Source organism: Geodermatophilus sp. SYSU D00965 (assembly GCF_054050075.1).
This window is the reverse complement of sequence record NZ_JBJGYQ010000001.1, coordinates 215,731-240,701: the sequence shown is the minus strand read 5'-3', so window position 1 is coordinate 240,701 and position 24,971 is coordinate 215,731. Positions and strand designations below refer to the sequence as shown.

General features: G+C 75.0%; 22 protein-coding genes. 11 read left to right on the top strand and 11 right to left on the bottom strand.

Going from position 1 to position 24,971, the window contains the following annotated elements; all coding sequences use genetic code 11:
• Positions 1–38 precede the first annotated feature (38 nt).
• A complete protein-coding gene (locus ACI789_RS01165; RefSeq protein WP_457006309.1) occupies positions 39–1,637 on the bottom strand; it encodes a carboxylesterase/lipase family protein in 1,599 nt (532 codons plus the stop codon).
• 185 nt (positions 1,638–1,822) lie between these two features.
• Here ACI789_RS01165 and ACI789_RS01160 point away from each other — a divergent pair, with 185 nt between their 5' ends.
• Positions 1,823–2,518, top strand: coding sequence for an alpha/beta fold hydrolase (locus tag ACI789_RS01160; protein ID WP_457006308.1), 696 nt, complete (start codon positions 1,823–1,825; stop codon positions 2,516–2,518).
• 72 nt (positions 2,519–2,590) lie between these two features.
• On the opposite strand, the gene ACI789_RS01155 is transcribed toward ACI789_RS01160, so the two are convergent.
• The gene (locus ACI789_RS01155) at positions 2,591–4,666 is read right to left on the bottom strand and encodes a DUF222 domain-containing protein (RefSeq protein ID WP_457006307.1); all 2,076 of its coding nucleotides are present in this window, start codon (positions 4,664–4,666) and stop codon (positions 2,591–2,593) included.
• Positions 4,667–4,788: 122 nt separating this feature from the next.
• A complete protein-coding gene (locus tag ACI789_RS01150; protein WP_457006306.1) occupies positions 4,789–5,685 on the bottom strand; it encodes a quinone oxidoreductase family protein in 897 nt (298 codons plus the stop codon).
• Positions 5,686–5,889: 204 nt separating this feature from the next.
• On the opposite strand from ACI789_RS01150, the gene ACI789_RS01145 reads away from it, so the two are divergent.
• From ACI789_RS01145 to ACI789_RS01130, 4 genes are all read left to right on the top strand, one after another.
• On the top strand, positions 5,890–6,780 hold the full coding sequence (locus tag ACI789_RS01145; protein ID WP_457006305.1) for a GGDEF domain-containing protein: 891 nt from the start codon (positions 5,890–5,892) through the stop codon (positions 6,778–6,780).
• Between the two features lie 86 nt (positions 6,781–6,866).
• Positions 6,867–7,163 carry an antibiotic biosynthesis monooxygenase family protein gene (locus ACI789_RS01140; RefSeq protein WP_457006304.1) on the top strand — a complete coding sequence of 99 codons (297 nt, stop codon included), beginning with the start codon at positions 6,867–6,869 and terminating at the stop codon, positions 7,161–7,163.
• Between the two features lie 117 nt (positions 7,164–7,280).
• Positions 7,281–8,945, top strand: coding sequence for an amidohydrolase (locus tag ACI789_RS01135; protein WP_457006303.1), 1,665 nt, complete (start codon positions 7,281–7,283; stop codon positions 8,943–8,945).
• Between the two features lie 183 nt (positions 8,946–9,128).
• Complete coding sequence (locus ACI789_RS01130) at positions 9,129–10,502, top strand: MFS transporter (RefSeq protein WP_457006302.1); 1,374 nt, start codon at positions 9,129–9,131, stop codon at positions 10,500–10,502.
• A 69-nt stretch (positions 10,503–10,571) separates the two neighbouring features.
• On the opposite strand, the gene ACI789_RS01125 is transcribed toward ACI789_RS01130, so the two are convergent.
• The 7 genes from ACI789_RS01125 to ACI789_RS01095 all read right to left on the bottom strand — a co-directional run bounded on the left by ACI789_RS01125 (position 10,572) and on the right by ACI789_RS01095 (position 18,386).
• A complete protein-coding gene (locus tag ACI789_RS01125) occupies positions 10,572–11,492 on the bottom strand; it encodes an AEC family transporter (protein ID WP_457006301.1) in 921 nt (306 codons plus the stop codon).
• Between the two features lie 4 nt (positions 11,493–11,496).
• The gene (locus ACI789_RS01120) at positions 11,497–12,360 is read right to left on the bottom strand and encodes an ATP-grasp domain-containing protein (RefSeq protein WP_457006300.1); all 864 of its coding nucleotides are present in this window, start codon (positions 12,358–12,360) and stop codon (positions 11,497–11,499) included.
• Positions 12,357–13,871, bottom strand: coding sequence for an aldehyde dehydrogenase (NADP(+)) (locus ACI789_RS01115; RefSeq protein ID WP_457006299.1), 1,515 nt, complete (start codon positions 13,869–13,871; stop codon positions 12,357–12,359). Before ACI789_RS01115 ends, ACI789_RS01120 begins: the two co-directional genes overlap by 4 nt.
• A 26-nt stretch (positions 13,872–13,897) precedes the next feature.
• Positions 13,898–15,070 (bottom strand): L-talarate/galactarate dehydratase, encoded by a 1,173-nt coding sequence (locus ACI789_RS01110; RefSeq protein WP_457006298.1) that lies wholly within the window; start codon positions 15,068–15,070, stop codon positions 13,898–13,900.
• Between the two features lie 17 nt (positions 15,071–15,087).
• Positions 15,088–16,416 carry an enolase C-terminal domain-like protein gene (locus ACI789_RS01105; RefSeq protein WP_457006297.1) on the bottom strand — a complete coding sequence of 443 codons (1,329 nt, stop codon included), beginning with the start codon at positions 16,414–16,416 and terminating at the stop codon, positions 15,088–15,090.
• A gap of 26 nt (positions 16,417–16,442) precedes the next feature.
• A complete protein-coding gene (gene kdgD, locus ACI789_RS01100; protein ID WP_457006296.1) occupies positions 16,443–17,357 on the bottom strand; it encodes a 5-dehydro-4-deoxyglucarate dehydratase in 915 nt (304 codons plus the stop codon).
• A gap of 135 nt (positions 17,358–17,492) precedes the next feature.
• Positions 17,493–18,386 carry a LysR substrate-binding domain-containing protein gene (locus tag ACI789_RS01095; RefSeq protein ID WP_457006295.1) on the bottom strand — a complete coding sequence of 298 codons (894 nt, stop codon included), beginning with the start codon at positions 18,384–18,386 and terminating at the stop codon, positions 17,493–17,495.
• Positions 18,387–18,527: 141 nt separating this feature from the next.
• Here ACI789_RS01095 and ACI789_RS01090 point away from each other — a divergent pair, with 141 nt between their 5' ends.
• From ACI789_RS01090 to ACI789_RS01070, 5 genes are all read left to right on the top strand, one after another.
• On the top strand, positions 18,528–19,541 hold the full coding sequence (locus tag ACI789_RS01090; RefSeq protein ID WP_457006294.1) for a tripartite tricarboxylate transporter substrate binding protein: 1,014 nt from the start codon (positions 18,528–18,530) through the stop codon (positions 19,539–19,541).
• A 125-nt stretch (positions 19,542–19,666) separates the two neighbouring features.
• On the top strand, positions 19,667–20,170 hold the full coding sequence (locus tag ACI789_RS01085; protein WP_457006293.1) for a tripartite tricarboxylate transporter TctB family protein: 504 nt from the start codon (positions 19,667–19,669) through the stop codon (positions 20,168–20,170).
• Between the two features lie 9 nt (positions 20,171–20,179).
• Positions 20,180–21,694, top strand: coding sequence for a tripartite tricarboxylate transporter permease (locus tag ACI789_RS01080; RefSeq protein WP_457006292.1), 1,515 nt, complete (start codon positions 20,180–20,182; stop codon positions 21,692–21,694).
• Positions 21,691–22,083, top strand: coding sequence for a universal stress protein (locus tag ACI789_RS01075; protein ID WP_457006291.1), 393 nt, complete (start codon positions 21,691–21,693; stop codon positions 22,081–22,083). The genes ACI789_RS01080 and ACI789_RS01075 overlap by 4 nt, the downstream gene beginning before the upstream one ends.
• Before the next feature lie 104 nt (positions 22,084–22,187).
• The gene (locus ACI789_RS01070) at positions 22,188–22,652 is read left to right on the top strand and encodes a MarR family winged helix-turn-helix transcriptional regulator (protein WP_457006290.1); all 465 of its coding nucleotides are present in this window, start codon (positions 22,188–22,190) and stop codon (positions 22,650–22,652) included.
• A 45-nt stretch (positions 22,653–22,697) separates the two neighbouring features.
• Here ACI789_RS01070 and ACI789_RS01065 read toward each other — a convergent pair whose 3' ends face one another.
• Positions 22,698–24,104 carry a hypothetical protein gene (locus tag ACI789_RS01065; protein WP_457006289.1) on the bottom strand — a complete coding sequence of 469 codons (1,407 nt, stop codon included), beginning with the start codon at positions 24,102–24,104 and terminating at the stop codon, positions 22,698–22,700.
• Positions 24,105–24,281: 177 nt separating this feature from the next.
• Here ACI789_RS01065 and ACI789_RS01060 point away from each other — a divergent pair, with 177 nt between their 5' ends.
• Positions 24,282–24,929, top strand: coding sequence for a cysteine hydrolase family protein (locus ACI789_RS01060; RefSeq protein ID WP_457006288.1), 648 nt, complete (start codon positions 24,282–24,284; stop codon positions 24,927–24,929).
• The last annotated feature ends 42 nt before the right edge of the window (positions 24,930–24,971 follow it).

Below are 24,971 nucleotides of genomic sequence, written 5' to 3'. Positions count from 1 at the left end.
GGGTCCGTCCGGCCGCGTCAGCCGGTGGGCTGTGCGTCTCAACCGGTGGGCTGCGCGTCCCAGAACGCGCACTGGTGCTCGTCGGCGAGGGCGGCGTCGGACAGCACGGTGCTCGCGCCGCCGGGCTGCAAGGACAGCACGCCCTCGCCTGAGCCGTACTCCGGCCAGGCCGTCTGACCGGCGACGGCGGGGTCCCCGGACCGCACGAAGGCACCCCAGTACTGCTTCATCTCGGCCGCGAGCTGCTGCTCGGCCGCGTCGAACGTCGGGGCGATGGGCGTGCCGTTGTCGAAGCTCGGCCACAGGTACGCCAGCTCGGCGGCGTGCCCGGCGCCCCACTCGTAGCCGGGGACCGGCCGCAGGCCGGGCCCGGTGCGGGCGGCGAACTCGTACCCCCACGTCGGCACGTGCGCAGCGAGGTCGCGGGTCAGCGCCCGGTTGGGGCAGCCGCCGATGCCGGCGGCGAGTCCGGCGTCGGTCCAGACGGCGCCGGCGAGGTACGCCGGGGTGAACTGGTCCGCGTCGGCCGGCCACGGATAGCGGGCCAGCACCTCGTCGGCGGCCTCAGGGAAGGTCTCGCGCACCCACGCCTCGTACTGCTCCCGCGTCCAGCCGATGCTGTCGGCCGCGAAGGTCCGGCCCTCGTCGAGGTTGGCCCCGACGACCACCGGGACCTGCGCGAGGTCTCCCTCGGTGACGGCGACGCGCGGGTCGGCGGGCAGGAACGGCGTGCCGCGGACCGGGGGGACGACGGGCATCGGGGCGTCGATGAGCGCGGCCACCGGGGCGCCCCGCAGGCAGGCCGCCGCGGTCGCGGCGTCGGTGCACCCCACGGCTGCGGCGATCTCCTCGCCGCCGGCGTCCGCGTCCTGCTGGGTGCGGCTCGGGCACGACCCGCTCTGGAGCATCGCGGCGGCGAGCAGGTCGCGGGACCCGGGGGCGACCAGGTGCGTGCAGACGGAGAAGCCGCCGGCCGACTCGCCGCCGACGGTCACCCGGGCAGGGTCGCCGCCGAACGCGGCGACGTTGTCCCGGATCCAGCGCAGCGCCGCCTGCTGGTCCATCAGCCCGTAGTTGCCCGACTCGCCCTGCTCCGCGGTGAACGCGGGGTGGCCGAGGAAGCCGAGCGCCCCCAGCCGGTAGTTCAGCGTCACGCCGAGGACGCCGGTCGCCTCGACGATCTCGGTCATGTCGTGCTGGTTGGAGCTGCCGTTGAGGAAGCCGCCGCCGTGGATGAACACGTAGACCGGCAGGCCGTCGTCGACCGTGGTGCCGGTGGGGCGCTGCACGTTGACGAACAGGCAGTCCTCGGTCTCCGAGCGCGGCCCGTTGGTGCTCTCGGCCGCGGGGCAGCGGTTGCCGAACTGCTCGGCCGGCCGGACGCCGTCCCACGGCGCGGCCGGCTGCGGCGGGGTCCACCGCAGGTCCCCGACCGGCGGGGCGGCGTACGGGATGCCGAGGAAGCTCTCCACCCCCTCGGCGCGGATGCCGCGCACCGCGCCCTGTGCGGTGTCGACGACGGGCGGGTCGTCCGACTGGGCTGCCACCAGGGCTGCCGCGCCGGCCGGCGACCCCACGGCGACGAGGACCCCGGCCAGCACGGCTGCCGGCGTGGCGAGCAGATGACGACGGCGCATTCCGTCCCCCTCGTGCGGCGATCGGTACGGCACGGAGACGCCGGGCGTCCGGGGCGGCGGGGCTGGCCGCTCTCGGGAGGACCGGCGCGCGCTGCGGCAGATCGGGACCGGGCCAGCATCCGCCGCGAACCGCCCCGACGGCAACAGCCGCCGAGGTGGTCCGACGGGCCCGGCAGACTGGCCCGGTGGAGACGTCGACGACGCCGGGCGCCGTGCTGGTGCACGGGCTGTGGCACGGCTCGTGGTGCTGGGACGCCGTCCGCGCCGCGCTCGACGAGCGGGGCATCGACAGCGTCGCCGTCGACCTGCCGCTCACCGGCCTGGCCGAGGACACCCGGGTGACGCGGGAGGCGCTCGACCGCTTCGGGCGGCCGGCGGTGCTCGTCGGGCACTCCTACGGCGGGGCGGTGGTCACCGGCGCCGGCACCCACCCGCTGGTGCGCGAGCTCGTCTACGTGGCGGCGTTCCAGCTGGACGACGGCGAGTCGGTCAGCCGGACCCGCGCCGGACAGGGACTCCCCGACACCCGGCTGGCCGATGCGATGCGCGTCTCCGGCGACGAGGTCGGCCTCGACCGCTCCCTCGGGCGCCACCTGCTGTACGGCGACGCGCCGGCCGACGTGGCCGAGGCGGCCGCCGCCCGGTTCCGCCCCGTCCACCGCACCGTCTTCCGCGGCGTCCCGGAGGCGATCGCCTGGCGGACTGTGCCGTCGACCTACGTGGTGTGCACGGCCGACGAGGCGGTGCACCCGGAGCTGCAGCGGGCGATGGCGCAGCGGGCCACCCGCACCGAGGAGTGGGCCTCCGGACACAGCCCCGCCGCCACCCGCCCGGACCAGCTCGCCGACCTGATCGCGGAGCGGGTCGCCGCGCTCGGCTGACGACGCATCCGCGCCGCGCCGCGCCGGCTCGGTGCCGGCCGGTCGGTCGGTCGGTCGGTCACGGTCGGCCGCTCAGAACGGAGGAGGCGCCGTGGTGACGGTCAGGCCGGTGGGGGTGGTGACGGTCAGCGTGCCGTCGGGGGCCAGGTCGTGCGTCCAGCCCGGAGCCTGGTGCTTGCCGCGGTGGTCACCGACGCAGAGCCCGGCGAGGTTCACGACCGCGGTCGGCCCGTCGGGGTAGCGGACCCGGTGGTCCAGTTCCCCGGTCACCACCGGGCGGCGGCACCCGGGGAACCGGCAGCGACGGTCCCGGGCCCGGACGAAGCGGTCCAGCGCGGCCGAGGGCCGGTAGCCGTCGGTCGGGCCGGGCGCCCGGAGGCCGGGCCGGCCGGTGAGGTCGTGGGTGCAGCTCATCGGGTCGCTGCGGCACCGATCGGCGCCGCAGGAAGCCGCCCGGCGGATCTCGGGCAGGTCGGTGAGCGACACCAACGCCCCTGTGAGGGCGTCGACCAGGGCGATGCGGGGCCGGTCGGCCAGCCCGCCCCCGGCCGTGCGGGCCAGCAGGTCCGTCAGCGACTGCCGGTCGGCCTCGGCCGCCACCGCGAGCGCCTCGAGCGCGTCGACGGCGGCGTCGACCCGCCCGGCCGGGCTCGCCCGCCAGGCAGCCTCGTCGGCGGATGCTGCGGTCTCAGCGGTGCGCACCAGCCGCCGCACGTGCGCGAGCGCGAGCTGAGCGCGGTACGCGGCCTGCGAGGCGTCGTCCACCGCCCGGTCGGCCGCCGCCCACCAGCCGTCGTCCGGCGCGCCCTGGGTCGGCGGTCCGCCGACGGGTGGTGCCGTCAGCACCGGATCCTCGGACGCCCACCGGTCGTCCGGCGGATCGGGATCGGTGACCAGCCCGCGTTCGACGTCCGCCCACCATCGCTCCTCGGCCTCCAGCAGAGCTCGCTCGAGGGACGGGTCGGTGTCGACGTCCCAGTGCCACGTCTCGCCGTCGCCCCTCGCCCAGTCGCCGGCGGCCGGCGCATCGACGCGGTCCCCGGCAGCACCGCTGCCGGTCACGACCGGATCGTCGTAGGAGACGGCGGCGTCAGCCGCGTCGGCCACGGGGCCGTCGGAGAGAGCGCCGGGCGCGGCTGCGTCGGACGGGGCTGCAGGCGCGGCTGCGTCGGAGGGAGCGCCGGGCCCGGGGGCCGGATCGGCGCCGGTGAGCAGCCGGAGCAACTGGCGGACCACCTCGGCCGGGACCACCTGCCCGTTCAGCTCCCCCGGCTCGTCGCCACCGAGCACCGTGCTGACCGCGGCGACCAGGGTGAGGGCGATCTGCACCGGAGGCCGGTCCGACTCCCCCGGCCGCAGCACCAGGTCCATCAGACAGTCGGCCATCTTCCGCGCCCGCGTACGGGTGTCGCCCGGTTCGCTGGGCAGCGCGTCGGCGTACGCACCCAGCGCGCCGTACAGCGCCTGCGCCTCCGGCAGCGTGAGCACCGTGGTGACCGCAGCCATCCCCTCGGTGCGCTCTCCGCGGAGGTGGACCCCGCGCTCCCTGACCGCCTTCGCGAGCCGGTCGGCCGCGTCGCGGGCGCCCCGCCGCAACGTCTCGCGGCGGGCCTTGTCCCGGAGCTGCGCCGGCGTCGTGATCTCTCCCCGCGCCGCGCGGTCGGCCATCCAGCGCAGCAACGCCGCCTCGATCTCGGCGCGCAGCCGGTCGTCGCCGATCGGGGCCACGAGGTCCAGCAGCGCCCAGAGGTGGTCGGCGTGCAGCGCACCGGCCTCCAGCGCCGCCAGCGCCGCCGGCAGCCGGGTCACCAGCGTGACCGACCGCTCGAGCAGGTTCTGCGCCGACCGCTGGCTGTAGGCCAGTGCCACCGACAGCTCCGCTGAGGCCCACTCGCTCACCGGCCGCAGCACCTCCGGCCGGACCGCCCACCGCTCCGGGCTCATCGCCCCGCGCTCACCCTGCTGGCGGTCGAGCGACGCCGGCCGGGACGCGGCGAACTCGGCGACCGCACGAGCCCGCCGGGCGACCAGTCGGGAGATCTCGCGATCCGCCGCCTGCACCACGCCCAGCGGACCGCCCGACAGCGCCACCGGAGAGCGGCCGGGCGCCGAGGACTGCGCCGCCTCGGCCACCACCCCGCCGTTCATGCGTTCGATCATACGTTCGAACGACCACCACCGCAACGCGTCCAGCGGCGAAGGCGCAGGTCAGCTCGCCGTGATGCGGGCGCCGACCAGTCGGCCGCCCACGACGACGGTCCCAGCCGGCGTCAGGGGAACAACAGCAGCTTGCCGGTCGTCCGCCGTCCCTCGAGGTCCTCGTGCGCCCGGCGGGCGTCGGCCAGCGGGTACCGGCCACCGATGCGGACGTCGAGCCGGCCGGCGGCGACCATGTCGAGGACCGCGCCGGCCCGCTCGCGCAGCATCTGCGGGGTGCGCGTGTAGGTGGCCAGCGTCGGCCGCTGCACGTACAGCGAGCCGTGCCCGGCCAGCTGCTGCAGCACCAGCGGCTCGGGCTGCCCGCTGGCGGCGCCGTACAGGATCATCCGCCCGGTGGGCCGCAGCGCGGTCAGCCCCGCGGCGAACGTCGTCCGGCCGACGCCGTCGTAGACGACCGCCGCGCCCTCGCCGCCGGTGAGCTCGCGGACCCGCTCGGGGAAGCCGTCGTAGCCGACGACGACGTCGTCGGCACCCGCCGCGCGGGCCAGCTCGGCCTTCTCCTCGGTCGACGTCGTGGCCAGCACGTGGCCGCCGCGCGCCCGCACCAGCTGGGTGAGCAGCAGGCCCACGCCCCCGGCCGCGCTGTGCACGACGGCCCAGTCGCCCTCGGCGACGGGGTAGGAGTCGGCGGTCAGGTACTGGGCGGTGCAGCCCTGCAGCATGACGGCGGCGGCGACGTCCGCGGCCACCCCGTCGGGCACCGGGACCAGCTTGTCCCGGGGCGCGACGACCCGGGCGGCGTAGCTGGCCGGGACGTCGAGCCAGGCGACCCGCTCGCCGGTGCCGACGACGGTGCCCGCACCCTCCGCACCGACGACCGCGGGGAGTTCGGAGCCGTAGGGTGGCCGGCCCTCGCGCTCGTACACGTCGCGGAAGTTGACGCCCACGGCCTCGACGTCGACCAGCACCTGCCCGTCGCCGGGCTCGGGGTCGGGTCCGTCGCGCACCGTCAGCACCTCGGGTCCGCCGGTACGCTCGATGACCACCGCCTGCACGTCGCCTCCCGTTCTCGGCCGTGCCTGGTGCCTACCACGCACAGACCGAGGTCACACGACGGGGTGACCTGCGGATCGGGATCCCGCAAGCTGGTCCGACCACCTGTCGAGACCTGGTGGTATCGGAACACCGCAGGGATGAACGGGGATGCGGGCATGGACGGTCACGCGGTCACGGCGACGCGGTCGTGCGCGCCCACGCCCGTGGACCTGCACCGGGCCGTCGTCGACACCACCGACGCCCTGATCGCGGTCATCGGGCGGGACGGCCGCCTGCTGCACGCCAACCCGGCGCTCCAGCGCTTCACCGGCCGCACCGAGGCCGAGCTCCTGGGCCGCCACTTCTGCGACGTGTACGTGGTGCCGGAGCACGTGGTGCTGGCCGTGCACGCGGTGACGACGGCCATCGAGCAGGGCCTGGCGTACCCGCAGGAGGGCGACTGGCTCACCGGCGACGGCACCCGTCGGCGCATCGCCATGCAGAACACCGTCCTCCGGGACGGGAGGGGTGAACCTTTCGCCGTCGCCACCGTCGGCATCGACGTGACCGTCGAGCGCGACCGGGAGGACGAGCTCCGCGTCCGGGCCACCACCGACGCGCTGACCGGCGCCCGCACCCGCGGCGTCCTCTTCGAGGTCCTGCACGAGCACCTGGATGCCCGCAGCGGCGCAGGTTGCGGCCTGCTGTTCTGCGACCTCGACGACTTCAAGACCGTCAACGACGTGCACGGCCACGCGGTGGGCGACGTGCTCCTCCGGGAGGTCGCCGCGCGGCTGCTCGAGGTGGCCGCCCCGGGCGACGTCGTCGCCCGTTTCGGCGGCGACGAGCTCGTGCTCGTGCGCCCCGGCACCGACGAGGTGGCGCTGGCGGAGCTGTCCGCGGCCGTGGCCGCGCGGATGTGCGCGCCCGTGGTCGTCGGGGACGCGATCCTCCCGGTCTCGGTCAGCACCGGCTACGAGGTCGGCCCGCCCGGCACCCTGCCCGACGACCTCGTCGCGGCCGCCGACCGCCGGATGTACGGGGTCAAGGCGCGCCGCCGCCGGTAGCCGACGTGCCGGGAGCCACCCCGACGGCCGACACTCGACGCCACGACCGGGATCCTCCGAGGGGAGACGCGCTGATGATGACCGTGGTGACGACGACCAGGCTGCGCCCGGGAGCCGAGCAGGACTGGGACTCGGTGGTCCGCGACCGGTTCGAGTCCGCGCACGGCCGGCCGGGCTGGATCTCCGGCCAGCTGCTGACCCCCGAGGACGAGGAGCACACCCGTGTCATCGTCGGCACGTGGCGCAGCCGGGAGGACTGGGCGGCCTGGCACGAGGACCCCGCCTTCCTCGACCAGCGCACCCGGCTGACCCAGCTGGAGGCCGAGCCGAGCACCACCGCCTGGTTCAGCGTCGTGGCCGACGCGCGGGCGGCGCAGGGCTGACCGCGGGAGCCGGGTCGTCGCTGACACGCTCGCGATCGCGCGCGAGGCCTGCTGGAATGCCTCCACCCGGCGGCCCTGCAGAGGTCCGCCCCGGTCGCCGACAGCGAGGAGGCCTCGATGACGCAGGGGACGACGCCGGCGGAGCTCGTCGTGACCGGCGGCCGGGTGTGGACCCAGGACCCGGCCCGGCCGTGGGCGGAGGCGGTGGCCGTCCGCGGCGGCCGCATCGTGGCCGTCGGGACGGCGGACGAGGTCGCGGCCACCGTGGGCCCGGACACCGCGGTGCACGAGCTGGCCGGCGAGATGGTGATGCCGGGACTCGTCGACGGGCACGTGCACCTGAACCTCGGTGGCAGCCAGGCCGCCTTCGAGCTCCCCCTGCTCCCCACGGACGGCGTCGAGGAGATCCTCGAGAAGGTGCGCGACTGGGCCCGGGAACTCGAGCCGGACGCCTGGGTCATCGGCGGGATCATCGGCAGCACGACCATGGACGGCATCACCGACGCCGACACCCTCGCCCGGCTGGACGAGGCCGGCGGCGGTCGGCCCGTGCTGCTCCGCGACGACAGCATGCACAACCGGTGGGTCAGCTCCCGCGCCCTGGAGCTGATGGGGGTCACCCCCGACTCCCCCGACCCGGAGGGCGGTCACTACGTCCGCGACAGCCAGGGGCGGCTGACCGGCGTCCTGCACGAGCTCGCCTCCGGCCTGGCGGAGGGCGCTTTCACCGCCTCGGTGGCAGACCTGGAGGCGCGGGTCCGCACCGCGGTGAGGACGGCGATCGGCATCCTCAACGGCTTCGGCATCACGGCGGCGCAGGAGGCGGCCACCATGGCCGGGCCGGCGCGGGCGCTCGCCGCCCTCGAGGCGGCGGGCGAGCTCACCGCCCGGGTCGTGCTGTCCACGCCGGTGCGGCCGTTCATCGAGGAGGGCACGGTCGGTGAGGAGCTCATCGCCGCTGTCGCCCCGCTGCGCGGCGAGCTGGTCCGACCGGACTTCGTCAAGATCGTCCTCGACGGCGTCCCGATGACCCGGACGACGGCGCTGCTCTCCCCGTACCGGTGCTCCCACGGTGAGGAACCGCAGACCGTCGAGAGCCTCTGGACGCTGGACGACCTCGTCGCCCAGCTGGAGCGCTGCAGCGACCTGGGACTGGGCGCCAAGCTGCACGCCACCGGGGACGCCTCCGTCCGCCGGGTGCTGGATGCGGCCGAGCGGCTGCGCGCCTCGCGCGGTCCCGGCGACCGGCTGCAGATCGCGCACACCGAGTACGTGCACCCCGACGACGTCCCACGCTTCGCCGCGCTCGACGTCGTCGCCGACCTGTCCCCGTACATCTGGTACCCGAGCATCATCCAGGAGAGCATCGCGGCCCAGGTGCCGGACGAGGTCGTCGCAGCGAGCTGGCCCGTCCGCGACCTCGTGGATGCCGGCGCCCTGGTCGCCGCCGGCTCGGACTGGCCGTGCGCCGCGCCGACGCCCGACCCGTGGACCGGCCTGCAGACCCTGGTGACCCGCCGGAACCCGGACCCGGCGGTGTCCGGAGCCCTCAACCCGGGACAGGCGCTGACGCTCGAGGAGGCGATCTCGGCCTTCACGACCAACCCCGCGGAGGCCATGGGGCTGGGGGACGTCGTCGGCCGGCTGGCCGTCGGCTACTCCGCGGACCTCATCGTCCTCGACCGGAACCTGTTCGAGATCGACGTCGCGGAGGTCCACCGGACTCAGGTGCTGCGCACCTACTTCGCCGGCACCGTGGTGCACCAGAGGGTCCCCGCCTGACCGCAGGATGCCGACCTCCCCCACCGGCCGATGCCCCCGCGGCATGGACCGATGCCCAAACGGGCTTGGACGCGCATCGGAGCGGCTGCATAGCGTCGGCGGGTCCCCGATGTGGCCCGCGCCACCGCCGCCCTCGGGCGCAGCGGTGGGAGGGGGTCCGGTCCGACGGAGAGAGAGCCCCTGGTGACGGTCTCCACCCCCGAGCGCGACGCCGCGCTCAGCAGTGCGGTCGGCAAGTTCTTCCGCCGCGTGGTCCCCCTGTTCATCGTCATGCTGATCTGCAACCAGCTGAACAGGTCCAACATCGGCTACGCCGAGGCGCACCTGGAGGCCGACGTCGGCATCGGGGCGGCGGCCTACGGCTTCGGCGCCGGGCTGTTCTTCATCGCGTACGCGATCTTCGAGCTGCCGAGCAACGTGCTCATGGAGCGGTTCGGCGCGCGCGTCTGGCTGACCCGGATCATGGTCACCTGGGGCCTGGCCTCCGCGGCGATGGCGTTCGTCAACGGCCCGACGATGTTCTACGTCCTGCGCTTCCTGCTGGGCGCGGCCGAGGCGGGCTTCTTCCCGGCGGTGATCTTCTACCTGACCCGCTGGCTGCCCGACAGCCACCGCGGCCGGGCCACCGCCCTGTTCATCGCCGGCTCGTCGATCGCCGCGGCGGTGTCCGGGCCGATGTCCGGGCCGCTGCTGTCGCTCGACGGCGTGCTGGGCCACCACGGCTGGCAGTGGCTGTTCCTCCTGGAGGGCCTGCTCTCCGTCGTCGTCGGCCTGATCGCCTTCGGCATGCTCGACTCGAAGATCGCCGACGCCCGCTGGCTCACCGCGGCGGAGAAGGACGCCCTCGGCGGGCGGATCGCGGCCGAGGACGCCGAGAAGGCCGCCGCCCACCGCGCCAACGGCCGCTCCCGCTGGCGGATGCTCGTCGACCGCCAGGTGCTGCTGTTCTGCGGGGTCTACTTCGCCATCCAGCTGTCGATCTACGCCAACACCTTCTGGCTGCCGTCGATCGTCCGCCGCATCGACGGCACGAACGACGTCACGGTCGGCCTGCTGTCCTCCCTGCCCTGGATCTGCGCGGTCGTCGCCATGTACGTGACCGGCCGGGCCGGGGACCGCAGCGGCAACCGCAAGCCGCTGCTGGTCGGCGCGCTGCTCACCGCCGCCGTCGGCACCTACCTGGCCGCCATCGCCTCCCCGGTGCTCGCGCTGGTCTTCCTGTGCCTCGCGGCGATGGGCTTCAAGAGCGCCAGCCCGCTGTTCTGGTCCTTCCCGCAGGGCTCGCTCAACCCGATGGTGCTGGCCCCGGCCGTGGCGCTGGTCAACTCGCTGGGCAACCTGGGCGGCTTCGTCGCGCCGTTCGGCTTCGGCCTGGTCAAGGAGGCCACCGGCGAGGTCACCCTCGGCCTCTACGCACTGGCCGCCGCGTCCCTGCTGGCCGCGCTCGCGGTGCTCACCGCCTTCCGCGGCCGCCGCGCCCCGGTGCCGGCAGACCAGGTGCCCACGGAGCAGGCGCCGGCCGACGTGCGCGAGCCGGTCGAGGCCCGCAGCGCGTAGCGCGCAAACCGACGAGGAGCCGGCCACCACGGGGGTGGCCGGCTCCTCGTCCGTTCTGGGGGTCCTCCGTCACCCGAGCAGCAGCGCCACCCCGACCAGGACCGGCACGGACAGCACCGTGGTCAGCAGGACGACGTCCCGGGCCAGCACCGTGGAGCGGCCCGAGGCGGCCGCGTAGACGAACACGTTCTGCGCCGTGGGCAGCGCGGAGGTGACCGTGACCGCGAGCAGCTCCGCCCCGTCGAGATCGGCCACCCACCGCCCGAGGGCGTAGGCCAGCAGCGGCTGCCCCAGCGTCTTGAGCGCCACGGCGAGCCAGACCCGGCCGGCCTCGCTGCCCGACCCCGGCCGCGGCGCACCGTGCAGGCTCATGCCGTAGGCCAGCAGGGCGGCCGGGACGGCGAGCGCCGCGACCAGCTCGACCGGGCGCAGCACCACCGCGGGCAGCTGGAGACCGGTGGCCGCGACCAGCAGGCCGAGCCCGCAGCCGACCACCACCGGCGTCCGGACCGGCGCGGTCAGCACCCGCCACCGTGACGTCCCCCCGCGGTCCCGCCCGGCGAGGACGGCGAGGCCGATCGGCGCCATGACCAGGACCTGGAACAGCAGCACCGGCGCGACGTGCGACGCGTCGCCCAGGACGTACACGGCGACGGGGACGCCGAGGTTGCCCGCGTTGACGTAGGAGGAGGCGAGCGCGCCGGTCGCCAGGTCGGCCGCGGGCACGCGCCGGCGCCACCGGGCGAGGACGACGAACAGCAGCGCGCACGCCACCGCGCTGCCCGCCGTGGCGACCAGGGCGGGCGAGACCAGCACCGCGGGGTCGGCCTCGACGAGGGTGAGGAACAGCAGGGCCGGCGTCGCCACGAAGAAGGCCAGCCGGGACAGCACCTCCGAGGCGCCGGCCCCGAGCGTGCCGGCCCGGCCGACCAGCCACCCCACGGCGATGACCGCGCCCAGCGCGGCGAAGCCGCCGAGGACGCCGTTCACCGGGTCACGGCAGCGCGGCCCGCACCGCCTCGACGAACCGGTCGACGGCGGCGGGGGCCTGGGGCAGGAAGAGGCTCGGCTCGGCCAGCTCCAGCTCGAGCAGCACGGGCCGGCCGGAGGGGTCGGCCACGAGGTCGATCCGCGCGTACAGCGGAGCGGCCGCGCCGGGGACGAGGCCGGGCACGGCGTCGAACACCGCCTGCGCCACCTCGCGCTGCGCGGCGGTGCACTCCACCGGTTGCAGGTCCCCGCGGCTGTCCCGGTCCTGCCGGACGCCCTCGCCGGGCGCCAGCAGCGGCCCCTTGCGGACGGCGTGGGAGAACCGGCCGCCGAGGAACAGCACCGCCGTCTCCCCCGCCTCGTCCACGCTGGACAGGTAGGGCTGCAGCATCGCCGTCCGCCCGGCCGCCCGGAGCTGCGCGGCGTGCGCCAGCGCCGAGCCCGGGTCGGCCCACCGGGCGGTGTCCCGGGACCCGGCGGACACCGACGGTTTCACCACCCACTCCGCGGCGTCGGGCAGGTGCCCGGCGTCGACGGGGTCCCAGACCGTGGGCACGACCGGCAGGCCCGCGCGGTCCAGGTCGCGCAGGTACGTCTTGTCGGTGTTCCACCGCAGCACCGCGGGGTCGTTGCGCAGCCGCGGCACCGACTCCGCCCAGGCCAGGAACTCCGCCCGCCGCCAGGAGTAGTCCCAGCACGAGCGGACGACGGCCAGGTCGTGCGCGGACCAGTCCACCGCCGGGTCGTCCCAGCGGACGAGGTCGACCGCGACCCCGGCCGCCCGCAGGGCCGGGGTCGCGATCGGCAGGTCGGGGTCGACCCGCAGGCCGCGCTCGGAGCTGACCAGCGCGACCCGCGGCTGCCTCACCGCGGCAGCTCCAGGACCCCGTCGACCCGCCGCGGGATGCCGCGGTAGCCGTCGGTGAGCTCCTCGGGCAGCAGCTCCTGCGGCGCGCCCTGCCAGGTGACCGGGCGCAGGAACCGTCGGATGGCGGTGGTGCCCACCGAGGTGTGCTGGGAGTTGGTCGAGGGCCACGGCCCCCCGTGGTGCTGGGCCCAGGAGACCGCGACCCCGGTCGGGTAGGCGTCGTAGACCAGCCGGCCGGCGCGGGTGCGCAGCTGCTGGGAGACGGCCAGCGGCAGCTCGGTCTCCCCCTGCCCGCGCAGCACCGTGGCGGTGAGGGACGACGGCATGGTCTCCAGCGCCGCGAACAGCTCCTTCTCGCCGTCGTAGCGGGCGACCACCGACACCGGGCCGAAGCACTCCTCGGTGACCGCGGCCGGCAGGTCGGCGGCCGAGGTGGTCAGCAGCCGGGGCACGGCGGCGAACCCGGGGCCAGCGGGGTCCTCGCCGCGGGCGAGCTCCTCGACGCCGGGTGCGGCGGCCAGGCCGTCGGAGATGCGGCCGTAGGAGGCGGCGATGCCGGCGTTGAGCAGCACCGGGGCGGCCGCGCCGCGCACCGCCTCGGCCATGGCGTCGACCAGCGCGTCGCCGTCCGGGCCGGCCGGCACGAACGCCAGACCCGGCTTGGTGCAGAACTGGCCGCCGCCGAGGGTGAACGACCCGACCAGCTCACCGCCGATGCGGTCGCCGCGCTCGGCGGCCGCGGCCGGGGTGACGACCACGGGGTTGAGGCTGGACAGCTCCCCGTAGAACGGGATCGGGTCGGGGCGGGAGTCGATGATCCGCTGCAGCGCCTGCCCGCCGGTCAGCGACCCGGTGAAGCCCACCGCGCGGATCGCCGGGTGGGCGACCAGGTCGGCGCCGGCCTGCTGGCCGAAGACGATCCCGAGGGTGCCCTCGGGCGCGCCGGCCTCGCCGGCGGCCTGCACCAGGACGTCGAAGACCAGTCGCGAGGTCGCCGGGTGCGAGCTGTGCGCCTTGACCACCACCGGGCAGCCGGCGGCCAGCGCCGAGGCGGTGTCCCCGCCGGGCACCGAGAAGGCCAGCGGGAAGTTGCTCGCCCCGAACACCGCGACCGGGCCGATCGGCACCAGCATGCGGCGCAGGTCCGGCCGCGGGCCCATCGGCGTGTCCCCGGCCGGGTCGATCGCCGCCTCCAGGTAGCTGCCCTCGTCGAGCACCTCGGCGAACAGCCGCAGCTGGTAGCAGGTGCGGGTCAGCTCGCCGTTCAGCCGGGTCGTGCCCAGCGCGGTCTCCCGGTCGGCCACGGCCACGACGTCGTCCCGCCGGGCCTCCAGCGCGTCGGCCAGCGCCCGCAGCAGCGCCGCGCGGCCGGCCCGGCCCAGCTCCTCCAGGGCGGGCGCGGCGGCCAGCGCGGCGGTGCAGAGGCGGTCGACCTCCGCGGTCGGGGTCTCCGGTGCGACGGCCTCGACGGCCTCACCGGTGCGCGGGTCGACGCTGACGACGTCGGTCATGGGTTCGTCCTCCAGGAGTTGCGGGGTCAGCGGGCCGTGGCGACGTGCACGCGGTCCACGGTCCAGGCGCGGGCCTGGTCGCTGAGGGTGACGCCGAGGCCGGGCCGGTCGGAGATGTACATCCGGCCGTCCCGGGTCTCCAGGCGCTCGTTGAACAACGGGTACAGCCAGTCGAAGTGCTCGACCCACGGCTCGCGCGGGTAGGCGGCGGCCAGGTGGACGTGGATCTCCATGGCGAAGTGCGGCGCCAGCTGCAGGTTCGCGACGTCGGCCAGGGTGGCGAGCTTGAGGAACTGGGTGATGCCGCCGATCCGCGGGGCGTCGGGCTGGAGGATGTCCACCGAGCCGTGCCGGATGAGCTCGGCGTGCTCGGCGACGCTGGTCAGCATCTCGCCGGTGGCGATCGCGGTGTCCAGCGTGCGGGCGAGCTGCGCGTGGCCCTCGGCGTCGTAGGCGTCCAGCGGCTCCTCGATCCAGACCAGGTCGAACTCCTCCAGCCGGCGGCTGACCCGCATGGCGGTGGGCCGGTCCCACTGCTGGTTGGCGTCGACCATGAACGGGACGCCGTCGCCGACGTGCTCGCGGACGGCGCGCACCCGGCGCAGGTCCTCGGCCGAGTCGGGCAGCCCGACCTTGATCTTGATGCCGCCGACGCCGGACTCCAGGGTGCGGGTGGCGTTGTCCTCGACCTGCTCGATGGACTCGTGCAGGAAGCCGCCCGAGGTGTTGTAGCAGCGCACCGAGTCGCGGTGGGCGCCGAGCAGCTTGGCCAGCGGCAGGCCGGCGCGCTTGGCCTTGAGGTCCCAGAGGGCGACGTCGATGGCGGCGATGGCCTGCGTCGAGGCGCCGCTGCGGCCCACCGACGCGCCGGCCCACACCAGCTTGGTCCACAGCCGGGCGATGTCGCTGGGGTCCTCGCCGATCAGGTCGGGGGCGATCTCGCGGGCGTGCGCGAACTGCGCCGGGCCGCCGGCCCGCTTGGAGTAGCTGAAGCCGACCCCCTCGTGCCCGCCCTCGGTGCGGATCTCGGCGAACAGGAAGGCGACCTCGGTCATCGGCCGCTGCCGGCCGGTGAACACCTTGGCGTCGCTGATCGGGTTCGGCAGCGGCAGGGTGACCGAGGAGAGGGTCACCGACTCGATCCGGTCGAGGACCGCCGGCGCGGTGGAGAGGAACGGGGCGGGCACGGTCGTCGTCATCGCGGTCTCCAGGGGGGTCAGCGGACCAGGCAGGGACGCTTCGGGTCGAACTGCCAGCCGGGCACGAGGTACTGCATGGCGACGGCGTCGTCCCGGGCACCGAGGCCGTGCTCGAGGTAGAGCTCGTGGGCGGCCTTGAGGGCGTCGGGGTCGAGCTCGACCCCCAGACCCGCTGCCGTGGGCACCTCGATGGCGCCGTCGCGGATCTGCAGCGGCTCGCGGGTGAGCGCCTGCCCGTCCTGCCAGATCCAGTGCGTGTCCAGGGCGGTGATCTCCCCCGGGGCGGCCGCCCCGACCTGGGTGAACATCGCCAGGGAGACGTCGAAGTGGTTGTTCGAGTGCGAGCCCCAGGTCAGGCCGAAGTCGGAGCAGAGCTGGGCGACCCGGACCGAGCCGCGCATCGTCCAGAAGTGCGGGTCGGCGAGCGGGATGTCGACCGCGTTGGACCGGACGGCGTGCGCCATCTGCCGCCAGTCGGTGGCGACCATGTTCGTCGCCGTCGGCAGGCCGGTGGCCCGGCGGAACTCGGCCATGACCTCCCGGCCGGAGAAGCCGCCCTCCGCGCCGACCGGGTCCTCGGCGTAGGCGAGCACGCCGTGCAGGTCGCGGCAGAGCTCGACGGCGTCGGCGAGCAGCCAGCCGCCGTTGGGGTCGAGGGTGACCCGCGCGTCGGGGAAGCGCTGCGCCAGCGCCCGGACGGCGGCGACCTCCTGCTCGCCGGCCAGCACGCCGCCCTTGAGCTTGAAGTCGCTGAACCCGTACCGGGCCTGCGCCGCCTCGGCCAGGGCGACGACCGCCTCCGGGGTGAGCGCGGGCTCGCGGCGCAGCCGCTCCCAGTCGTCGGCCGGGTCGCTCTCGGCGAGGTAGGGCAGGTCGGTGGCCCGCCGGTCGCCGACGTAGAACAGGTAGCCGAGCATCGGGACGCTGTCGCGCTGCTGGCCGTCGCCGAGCAGCTCGGCCACCGGGACGCCGAGGTGCTGGCCGAGCAGGTCCAGCAGCGCCGACTCCAGCGCGGTGACCGCGTGGATCGTCGTCCGCAGGTCGAAGGTCTGCAGCCCGCGGCCCCCGGCGTCCCGGTCGGCGAAGCTGGCCGACACCGCCCGCAGCAGCCGGCCGTACTGGGCCACGGGCCGGCCGACGAGCAGCTCGGCGGCGTCGGAGATGGTGCGGCGGATCGCCTCCCCGCCGGGCACCTCCCCCACGCCGGTCCGGCCCTCGCTGTCGGTGAGGACGGCGATGTTGCGGGTGAAGAAGGGGCCGTGCGCGCCGCTGAGGTTCAGCAGCATGCTGTCGTGCCCGGCGACGGGGACCACCTCGACGCGGGCGACGGTGGGCGTGCGGCTCATGCCGTCCTCCAGGGGGTGCGGGGTGGTCAGGAGACCTTGCCGACCAGCGCGGTCAGCTCGTCGAGCTCGGCCTCGGTCAGGTCGGTCAGCGGCGGGCGCACGCGTCCCCCGTCGCGCCCGACCGCGGTCAGGCCGGCCTTGACGATGGAGACGGCGTACCCCTTCCGCCGGTCGCGGATGTCGGCGTAGGGGATGACGAAGTCGTTGAGCATCCCGTAGACCGCCGCGCGGTCCTGGGCGCGCACGGCCGCGTAGAAGCGCAGCGCGAACTCCGGCAGGAAGTTGTAGAGCGCCGAGGAGTAGGTGCTCACGCCCAGCTGCAGCAGCGGGAGGGCGAAGGTCTCGGCGGTGGGCAGGCCGCCGACGTAGATCAGCCGGTCGCCGACCCGGGCGTAGGTGCGGGTCATCTGCTCGATGTCGCCGATGCCGTCCTTGAGCCCGATGAGGTTCGGGTTGCGGTCGGCGACCTCGGCGACGGTGACGTCCCGGAGGACGGCGTTGGCCCGGCTGTAGACGATGACCCCGAGGTCGGTGGCCCGGCACACCGCGCTGATGTGCTCGACCAGGCCGGCCTGGCTGGCCTCGGTCAGGTAGGGCGGGAACAGCAGGATGCCGTCGGCGCCGGCGTCCTGCGCGGCGCGGGCCTGGGCGACCGACTGGGCGGTGCCGCCGGTCGCGGGGGCGAGCACCGGCACGCGGCCGGCCACCTCGTCCACGGCGACGCGCACGACGCGGTCGATCTCCTCGTGGGTGAGCGAGAAGCCCTCGCCCGTGCCGCCGGCGGCGAACAGGCCGGCGACGTCGAAGCCCGACTGCCACGCCAGGTGCTCGCGGTAGCGCGCCTCGTCGAACTGCAGGTCGGCGTCGAAGTGGGTCACCGGGAAGGAGAGCAGGCCGGACTTCAACCGGGTGGCGAGCTCGGCGGGCGGCAGCAGGGTCACGGGGTCGTCCTCGGGTCCGACGGGTCCGGATCGTCCGCCAGAGGGCGGGTCCGGAGTGGTCGGCGCCACCGTAAGAACGGCCGACGATGCGTGTCCAAGATTGGTTTCGCATCGCCCGATGCCGCCAGAGCATCGTCAGGACGTCGGGAAGGCCCGCCCCAGCACGTCGAGCACCCGCCAGAGGGCGGGGTTGCGCGACTGCCGCATCCAGAGCAGGTGCAGCTCCACCGGCTCGGCGACCGGCGTCGCCAGCGGCACGAACTCGACGCCGTCGATGTGCAGCCGGGTGGCCGACTCCGGGACGAAGGCGACCCCGCGACTGGCGGCCACCAGCCACAGCATGGTCAGCACCTGGCTGACGGTGTGGACGACGTTCTCGTGCGCGACCGGCACTAGGCCCACGACGAGGTCGTAGAAGTAGCGCGCCTTGGTCGGCGAGTGCATGACCACCGGCTCGCCGGCGAGGTCGTCGGCGACCACGGGCCGGCCCAGCCCGGCCAGCCGGTGCCCGGCGGGGACGGCGACCAGCATCGCCTCGCGGTGCAGCAGCCGGGAGCCGAAGGTCTCGGCGTCGAAGGGCGGCCGGGCCAGGCCCAGGTCGACCTCCTCGTTGAGCAGCGCGCCGACCTGCTCGCGGGTGACCATCTCGGCGAGGTCGACGTCGACGTCGGGCAGCTCGCGGGCGACCTCGTTGAGCAGCCGGCCGAGCGTGCCGTAGGTGGAGGCGGCGGTGAAGCCGATCCGCACCAGGCCGCTGGAGCCGGAGGATACCCGCCGGGCCACCTCCGGCGCGGCGTCGGCGAGGGCCAGCAGCCGGCGGGCCTCCACCAGGAACACCTCACCGGCGGCGGTGAGGGCGACCCGGCGGTTGTCCCGCTCCAGCAGTTGCGCCCCGACGCTGCGCTCGAGCTTCTGGATCTGTCGGCTCAGCGGGGGTTGGGTCATCTTCAGCCGCTCGGCCGCCCGGCCGAAGTGCAGCTCGTCGGCGACGGCGACGAAGCCCCTCAGCTGCTCCAGCGTGTAGGCCATGCCCTGACGGTATCAATCGATGCACGAGTGAACTTGGACAGGCATTGAGCGGCCTGCCTACGCTCCGCCGCGACCGCTTCCGGGTGACCGTGCTCACAGCCGCGGTCCCCCGAGACAACCCCCTTCGCACAGGAGCGCGACATGACCAGCACCTCCCGGATCCGCCGCGGCCTGACCGCCGGGCTCGGTCTCGCGACCGCCCTCTCGCTGGCCGCCTGCGGCGGCAACCTGGGCGGCGGGGACAGCGCGGACGTCGCCGCGTCCTTCCCCGACGGCCCCATCACCCTGCTGGTCGGCCAGGACGCCGGCGGCAGCACCGACCTCATCGCCCGGGCCCTGGCCGACCAGGCGTCGGAGGAGCTCGGCGTCCCGATCACCGTCGAGAACCGGCCCGGCGCCAACGGCGCGGTGGCCGCGCAGGAGCTGGCCGGCGCCGAGGCCGACGGCCAGACGCTGATGACCTTCGTCGGCAGCCTCGCCTACATCACCCCGCTGGCGGTGAGCGAGGACGAGGCGGTCGACATCAACGACTACACCGTCGTCACGGGCATCTCCCAGGACGACTACGTGCTCGTCACCAGCCCGCAGACCGGCTTCACGACCGTCGACGACATCGTCAACGCCGGCCGGCCGATCACCTTCGGGACGACCGGCGTGGGCACCGGCAGCCAGCTGTCGCAGGAGCTGCTGTTCGCCCAGACCGGCATCGAGGCCACCGCCGTCCCGTTCGACGGCGGCTCGCCCACCCTGACCGCGGTGCTCGGCGGCCAGGTCGACGTCGGCTCGGTGCAGCTGGGCGAGGCCGCCGCGCAGATCGAGGCCGGCGAGCTGGTGCCGATCGTGACCTTCGCCGAGGAGCGCCCGCAGTACCTGCCGGACACCCCGACCGCGGTCGAGGCCGGCTACGACGTGCCGGTGCAGCAGTCGCGGGCCATCGCCGCGCCCCAGGGCACCCCGGAGGAGGTCGTCACACAGCTGGAGGAGGCCTTCCAGGCCGCCTTCGCCAGCGAGGAGTACCAGACCTTCAACGAGGAGCGGCTGCTCACCCCCAACGAGGTCGGCGGCGAGGAGCTGCAGCAGCAGTGGACCGAGAACCTGGAGAACTACCGGTCCCTGGTCGAGGAGTACGCCATCGACCTCGGCGGCGGGCAGTGACCTCGGCCCAGGGCAGCGGCCCGGTGGTCCCCGGCGGCGCTGCCGCCGCCGGGGGCCCGCCCTCCCCCGGGCAGCACGGACCCGAGCGCCATGGACACGGGCACCACGGGCACGAGCACCACGGGGTGGCCGAGACCGTGCACGAGCTCGAGGACGCGCTGCACGAGATCGAGGACGAGGACCGGCCGCCGCCGGCCGGCCCGGTCACCAACCTCGTCGTCGCGGCGGCGGTGGTGGCCCTCGGGGCCGCGACCGTCGCCGGCGCGCTGGGCCTGGACGTCGGCAGCGCGGCGACCCCGGCGGCGGGGATGTGGCCCCTGCTGATCGGCGGAGTGCTCGTCGTCCTCGGCCTGGCGCTGGTGCCCCTCGCCCGCCGCACGCACGACGCCGAGCGCTTCACCCGCGCCAGCTGGCTCGTCCTCGCCGGGCTCGCCTCGATGCTGGTCTTCGTCGCGCTCATCGGCGTCATCGGCTTCGAGATCCCGGCCGCACTGCTGGTGTTCGTGTGGCTGCGCTTCCTCGGACACGAGAGCTGGCGCCTGTCCGTCATCACGAGTCTGGCCGTCGTCGTCGGGTTCTACCTGCTCTTCGTCGCCGCCCTCTCGGTCCCGATCCCGCACCTGTTCTAGGAGGCAGCCGTGGACCTCTCCCCCGTGCTCGACGGCTTCTCCGTCGTCCTCGAGCCCACCAACCTGCTGTACTGCCTGCTCGGCGTCGTCATCGGCATGCTCATCGGCGTGCTGCCCGGCCTCGGCCCGGCGGCGACCATCGCCATCCTGCTGCCGCTGACCTTCGGCATCGAGCCGGTCACCGCGATCATCATGCTGGCCGGCATCTTCTACGGCGCCCAGTACGGCGGGACGATCACCTCGGTGCTGCTCCGGCTGCCCGGCGAGGCCTCGTCGGTGGTGACCGTCTTCGACGGCCACGCGCTCGCCCGGCAGGGCAAAGCCGGCACCGCGCTCGGCATCGCCGCGATCGGCTCGTTCGTCGGCGGGACGGTGTCCATCGTCGCGCTGTCGATCGTCGCGCCGGTGGTCGCCGGGTTCGCCCTCGACTTCGGCCCGCCGGAGTACACGGCCCTGGCGCTGCTGGGCATCCTGCTGGTCTCGACGGTCAGCGGCGGCGACCGGCTCAAGGCGGTCATCGCCGCCGCGGTCGGGCTGCTCCTGGCCACCGTCGGCCGCGACGGCTTCACCGGCGCCGAGCGGTTCACCTTCGGCAGCCTCGACCTGGCCGACGGCCTGGACTTCGTGCCGATCGCCATGGGCCTGTTCGGGCTCGGCGAGATCCTCTACAACCTCGAGGAGCGGCACCGCGCCGTCCAGGCGCCGGCGAGGGTCGCCAACGTCTGGCCCTCGCGGAAGGACCTGCGCCAGTCCTCCGGTGCGATCGGCCGCGGCTCGGTGCTCGGCTTCCTGCTCGGCATCCTGCCCGGCGGTGGCGCGACGCTGTCCTCGCTGGCCGCCTACGCGCTGGAGAAGCGGCGCTCGAAGACGCCGGAGCGGTTCGGGCAGGGCGCGGTCGAGGGGGTCGCGGCCCCGGAGACGGCGAACAACGCGGCCGCGACGTCCTCGTTCATCCCGCTGCTGACGCTGGGCATCCCCGCCAACGCGACCATGGCGGTCATCTTCGGCGCCCTGCTGATCCAGGGCGTGACGCCCGGCCCGCAGCTGGTGAGCGAGGACCCCGACCTCTTCTGGGGCGTGGTCAACTCCATGTACATCGGCAACATCCTGTTGCTGATCATGAGCATCCCGCTGGTCGGCGTCTTCGTGCGGATCCTGCGGGTGCGGGCCACGGTCCTGGCCCCGATCACCGTGCTCATCACGCTGGTCGGCGTCTACACGGTCCGCAACAACGTCTTCGACATCGTGCTGGTCATCGCCTTCGGCGCGATCGGCTACCTGATGAAGAAGCTCGGCTTCGACCCCGGCCCGCTGGTGCTCGCCTTCGTCCTCGGCTCGCTGCTGGAGGAGTCGCTGCGGCGGTCGCTGCTGATCTTCGAAGGCGACCCGACCGGCTTCTTCACCCGGCCGATCTCGGGGACGCTGTTCGTCCTCTTCCTGCTGGTGGCCCTCCTCCCCGCCGTCCAGGCCCTCCGCCACCGCCGGCGCGCCGCCGACACCACCGACACCAAGGAGCTCGTGTGACCGTCCTCGTCGGATTCCTGCCGACCGCCGAAGGCCAGGCCGCCTTCGCCGCCGGCCTGGCCGAGGCCCGGCGCCGCGGCGAGGACCTGATCGTCCTCAACTCCCCCCGCAGCGGCGCCCCGGTGAGCGCCGACGTCGCCCCGCCCGAGCTGGTGGCCGACCTGACCGACCGGGCGCGGGCGGCCGGGGTCGCGCTCGACCTCCGCCAGGCCGCGCACGCGGGCGACCTGTCCGACGAGGTGGTCCGGGTCGCCGACGAGGCGGACGCGTCGGTCATCGTGATCGGCCTGCGCCGCCGCTCCCCCGTCGGGAAGCTGCTCATGGGCAGCACCGAGCAGCGGATCCTGCTCGACGCCGACCGGCCGGTGCTCGCGGTGAAGCCCTCCTGACAGCCCCCGCTGCCGACGACCGGGCCCGCGGCCCCCCTCATCAGGGGGCCGCGGGCCCGGTGTCGTACGGGGTCCCACCCACGGCCCTGGGACAAGATGACGGGGTGTCCACGCCTGCCCGCCCGGTCGGGGCCCCCGGGTCGCGACCGTCCACGCTGTACCTGGTCAAGCAGCTGGAGCAGGCGGTGCGCGCCCGGCTGGACGAGGTCCTCCGCCCGGCGGCCATCACCCCGCTGCAGTACACCGCGCTGACCGTGCTGGAGCGGCACGCGGACCTGAGCACCGCGGAGCTGGCGCGGAACTCGTTCGTCACCGACCAGAGCGCCGCGGACATGGTCGCCGTCCTGGAGGACCGCGGCCTGCTGTCGCGGATCCCCGACCCGGTCGACCGGCGGCGCCGGGTCCTCCGGCTCACCGAGCGGGGGCAGGAACTGCTCGACCGGTTCCGGGACGACGTGACCCGCGTCGAGTCGCGGATGGTCGCGCCACTGACCCCGGCCCAGGCCGAGGACCTGCGCCGCTACGTCGCGCTCTGCCGGGCCGCCCTGGACACCCAGCCGTCCCGCTGAGGAGCTGCCGGCCCGGGTCACCGGCCGGCACCTCCCGGACGGGGCCTACCGGTCCCGGCGCCCGGGCTCGCCGAGCCCGCCGACGAGCCGGGAGGGCTCGAACCGCGTGAACCGCGCGGCCGTGCCGAGGTCGAGCGCGTCGGCCGCGGCGTTCAGCCGGGCCGGCGTCGCCACGTCGCCCCAGCGGCCGGTGTCGAGCCGCTGCTCGAGGGCGTGCAGCGCGGCCACCTGCTCGGCCGGCTGGAACTCGCAGTGCCCGGGGCCGTCGACGTAGGCCTGGCGCAGCAACCGGTCGTCGCCGGCCCGGCGCACCTGGTCGGCGTACCAGTCCTCGTGCTCCACCGGCACGAGCTCGTCGGCGACGGTGTGGATGGCCAGCTCCGGGACCCCCAGCTCGCCGGTGACCATCGAGGAACCGGCCAGGTCGGCCACCGCCTCGGGGTCGGCCTCGACGTCCGCGTCGCTGGTCAGCGTCGCCAGGTCGGCGTCCAGGTCGAGCCCGGCCTCCCGGTAGAGCGCCCGGACCTGGCGGGCGTGCGGGCTGCTGTCGAGCAGCACGCGGTAGTCGACGCCGACGTTGGCGGCGCTGTTGCCGCCGGCCACCAGCTCGATCTGCTGCCGGCCGGTCACGTACCGCTCGAGACCGCCGCCGGCGACCAGGGCGTCGAACTGCTGCTCCTGCTGGGCCGCGTGGTCGCGCGGGGCCGGCGGGGTCTGCGCGGTGGACCAGGTCGCCATGTTCAGGTACGCCGACGCCAGCGCGATCCGCGCACGGCCCTCCGGCGTCTGCTGCGCCGCGGTGACCGCCGCGATGAGGTCCGCCGCCGCCCGGGCCGCCTGCTCCGGGCTCTCGTACCGGACCAGCGGGATGTCCGCCTCGGGAGCCAGCAGGCGGGACAGGGTGTAGACCCCGTCGAGCTGGTAGTCGTTGAGGTTGAGCGCACCGGCGACCAGCCCGCACGTGGTCAGGACGCCGTCGATCTGCCCTCGCGGGTCCTCGGCCTGCCGGGCGCTCACCAGGCCGCCCATCGACCGGCCGAAGGCGATCGTGCGCTCCGGCTCGACCCCGAGCAGGTCCTCGAAGGCGTCCAGGGCGGCGAACTGGTCGTCGACGGCGGACTCCAGCGCCCACATCGACGGCCCCGAGTACGACGAGCCCACCAGGGCGTACCCCTGCGCCAGCAGCTCGTCGCGGGTCGCGTCGTCCGGGGCGTCCTCGGCCACCAGGGGCCCGAAGCCGTGGGCGAACAGGACGACGGTCCCGTTCCACTGCGCCGGCACGTGGGCCAGCCAGTGGGCTCCACTGTCCAGGTCGCCGCGGTACTCCCCGGGCGGCGCGTCCGGCTGCTGCGCCGGCGCGGCGTCGGCCGCCGTGACCGACGCCCCGCCACCGACGAGCGCGACGGTCCCTGCGACCACCGCCAGTCGGGTCCCCCACCCGTGCACGTGCACCCCCACTCCTGCCGGGCGACGCCCGGCACCGGTCGTGTGATGCAGGCCACTCTCGCAGGTCCACAGGATTCCTGCCCATCGGAGGACCCGCGGGCGGCTGGGGGGTCGGGCGGCGACCCCGGCCGCCAGGCCCTACGCTGCCCGACGACCGTCCTCCTGCCGCAGCGGAGAACCGACATGCACCCAGCACCGATCCCCCCGGACGAGGCCGTCGTCCTCGTCGTCGACGTCCAGAACGACTACTGCCACCCGGAGGGGACGCTCGGGCGGCGCGGGGTCGACTGCGCGTCGGCGCTCGCCGCCGTGGAGCGGATCGGCGCGCTGCTGCCGGCGGCCCGCGCCGCCGGCGTCCCCGTCCTGCACGTGCACACCCAGCACTCGCGGTGGACCGACACCCCGGGGTGGCGCCGCCGGGGGCAGGGCGGCACGACCATCGAGCCCGAGACCGACCCCATCGTCGCCGCGGGGACCTGGGGCGCCGAGCCGTACGGGGACCTGGTCGCCGACGGGGACTTCACCTTCGTCAAGCACCGGTACTCCGCGTTCGCCTTCACCCCGCTGGACCTGGTCCTGAGCGCGCTGGCCCGCCCGACGCTGGTGCTGGCCGGGCTCACCTCGGACGTGTGCGTCCGGGCGACCGGCGTCGACGCGGTTTCCCGGGGGCACCGGGCGGTGCTCGTGGGCGACGCGACGGCGACCGTGGGGGTGGTGCCCCAGGCCACCGCCTGCGCCGAGTTCGCCGCCACCATCGGGCCGGTCGTGACCAGTGCCGACCTGCTCTCGTCGTGGGCCGTTCCGGCGGGGTCGGCCGCCGGCGCTCCCTAGACTCGGGCCGCGGCGTCCGACCCGCCGCTCGACGTGCCCCTC

What these genes read in the sequence shown, in the direction of transcription:
- ACI789_RS01165 (WP_457006309.1), bottom strand. Translation starts at nt 1,637, where the DNA reads ATGCGCCGTCGTCATCTGCTCGCCACGCCGGCAGCCGTGCTGGCCGGG.
- ACI789_RS01155 (WP_457006307.1), bottom strand. Translation starts at nt 4,666, where the DNA reads ATGAACGGCGGGGTGGTGGCCGAGGCGGCGCAGTCCTCGGCGCCCGGC.
- ACI789_RS01145 (WP_457006305.1), top strand. Translation starts at nt 5,890, where the DNA reads ATGGACGGTCACGCGGTCACGGCGACGCGGTCGTGCGCGCCCACGCCC.
- ACI789_RS01135 (WP_457006303.1), top strand. Translation starts at nt 7,281, where the DNA reads ATGACGCAGGGGACGACGCCGGCGGAGCTCGTCGTGACCGGCGGCCGG.
- ACI789_RS01115 (WP_457006299.1), bottom strand. Translation starts at nt 13,871, where the DNA reads ATGACCGACGTCGTCAGCGTCGACCCGCGCACCGGTGAGGCCGTCGAG.
- ACI789_RS01110 (WP_457006298.1), bottom strand. Translation starts at nt 15,070, where the DNA reads ATGACGACGACCGTGCCCGCCCCGTTCCTCTCCACCGCGCCGGCGGTC.
- ACI789_RS01105 (WP_457006297.1), bottom strand. Translation starts at nt 16,416, where the DNA reads ATGAGCCGCACGCCCACCGTCGCCCGCGTCGAGGTGGTCCCCGTCGCC.
- ACI789_RS01095 (WP_457006295.1), bottom strand. Translation starts at nt 18,386, where the DNA reads ATGGCCTACACGCTGGAGCAGCTGAGGGGCTTCGTCGCCGTCGCCGAC.
- ACI789_RS01090 (WP_457006294.1), top strand. Translation starts at nt 18,528, where the DNA reads ATGACCAGCACCTCCCGGATCCGCCGCGGCCTGACCGCCGGGCTCGGT.
- ACI789_RS01060 (WP_457006288.1), top strand. Translation starts at nt 24,282, where the DNA reads ATGCACCCAGCACCGATCCCCCCGGACGAGGCCGTCGTCCTCGTCGTC.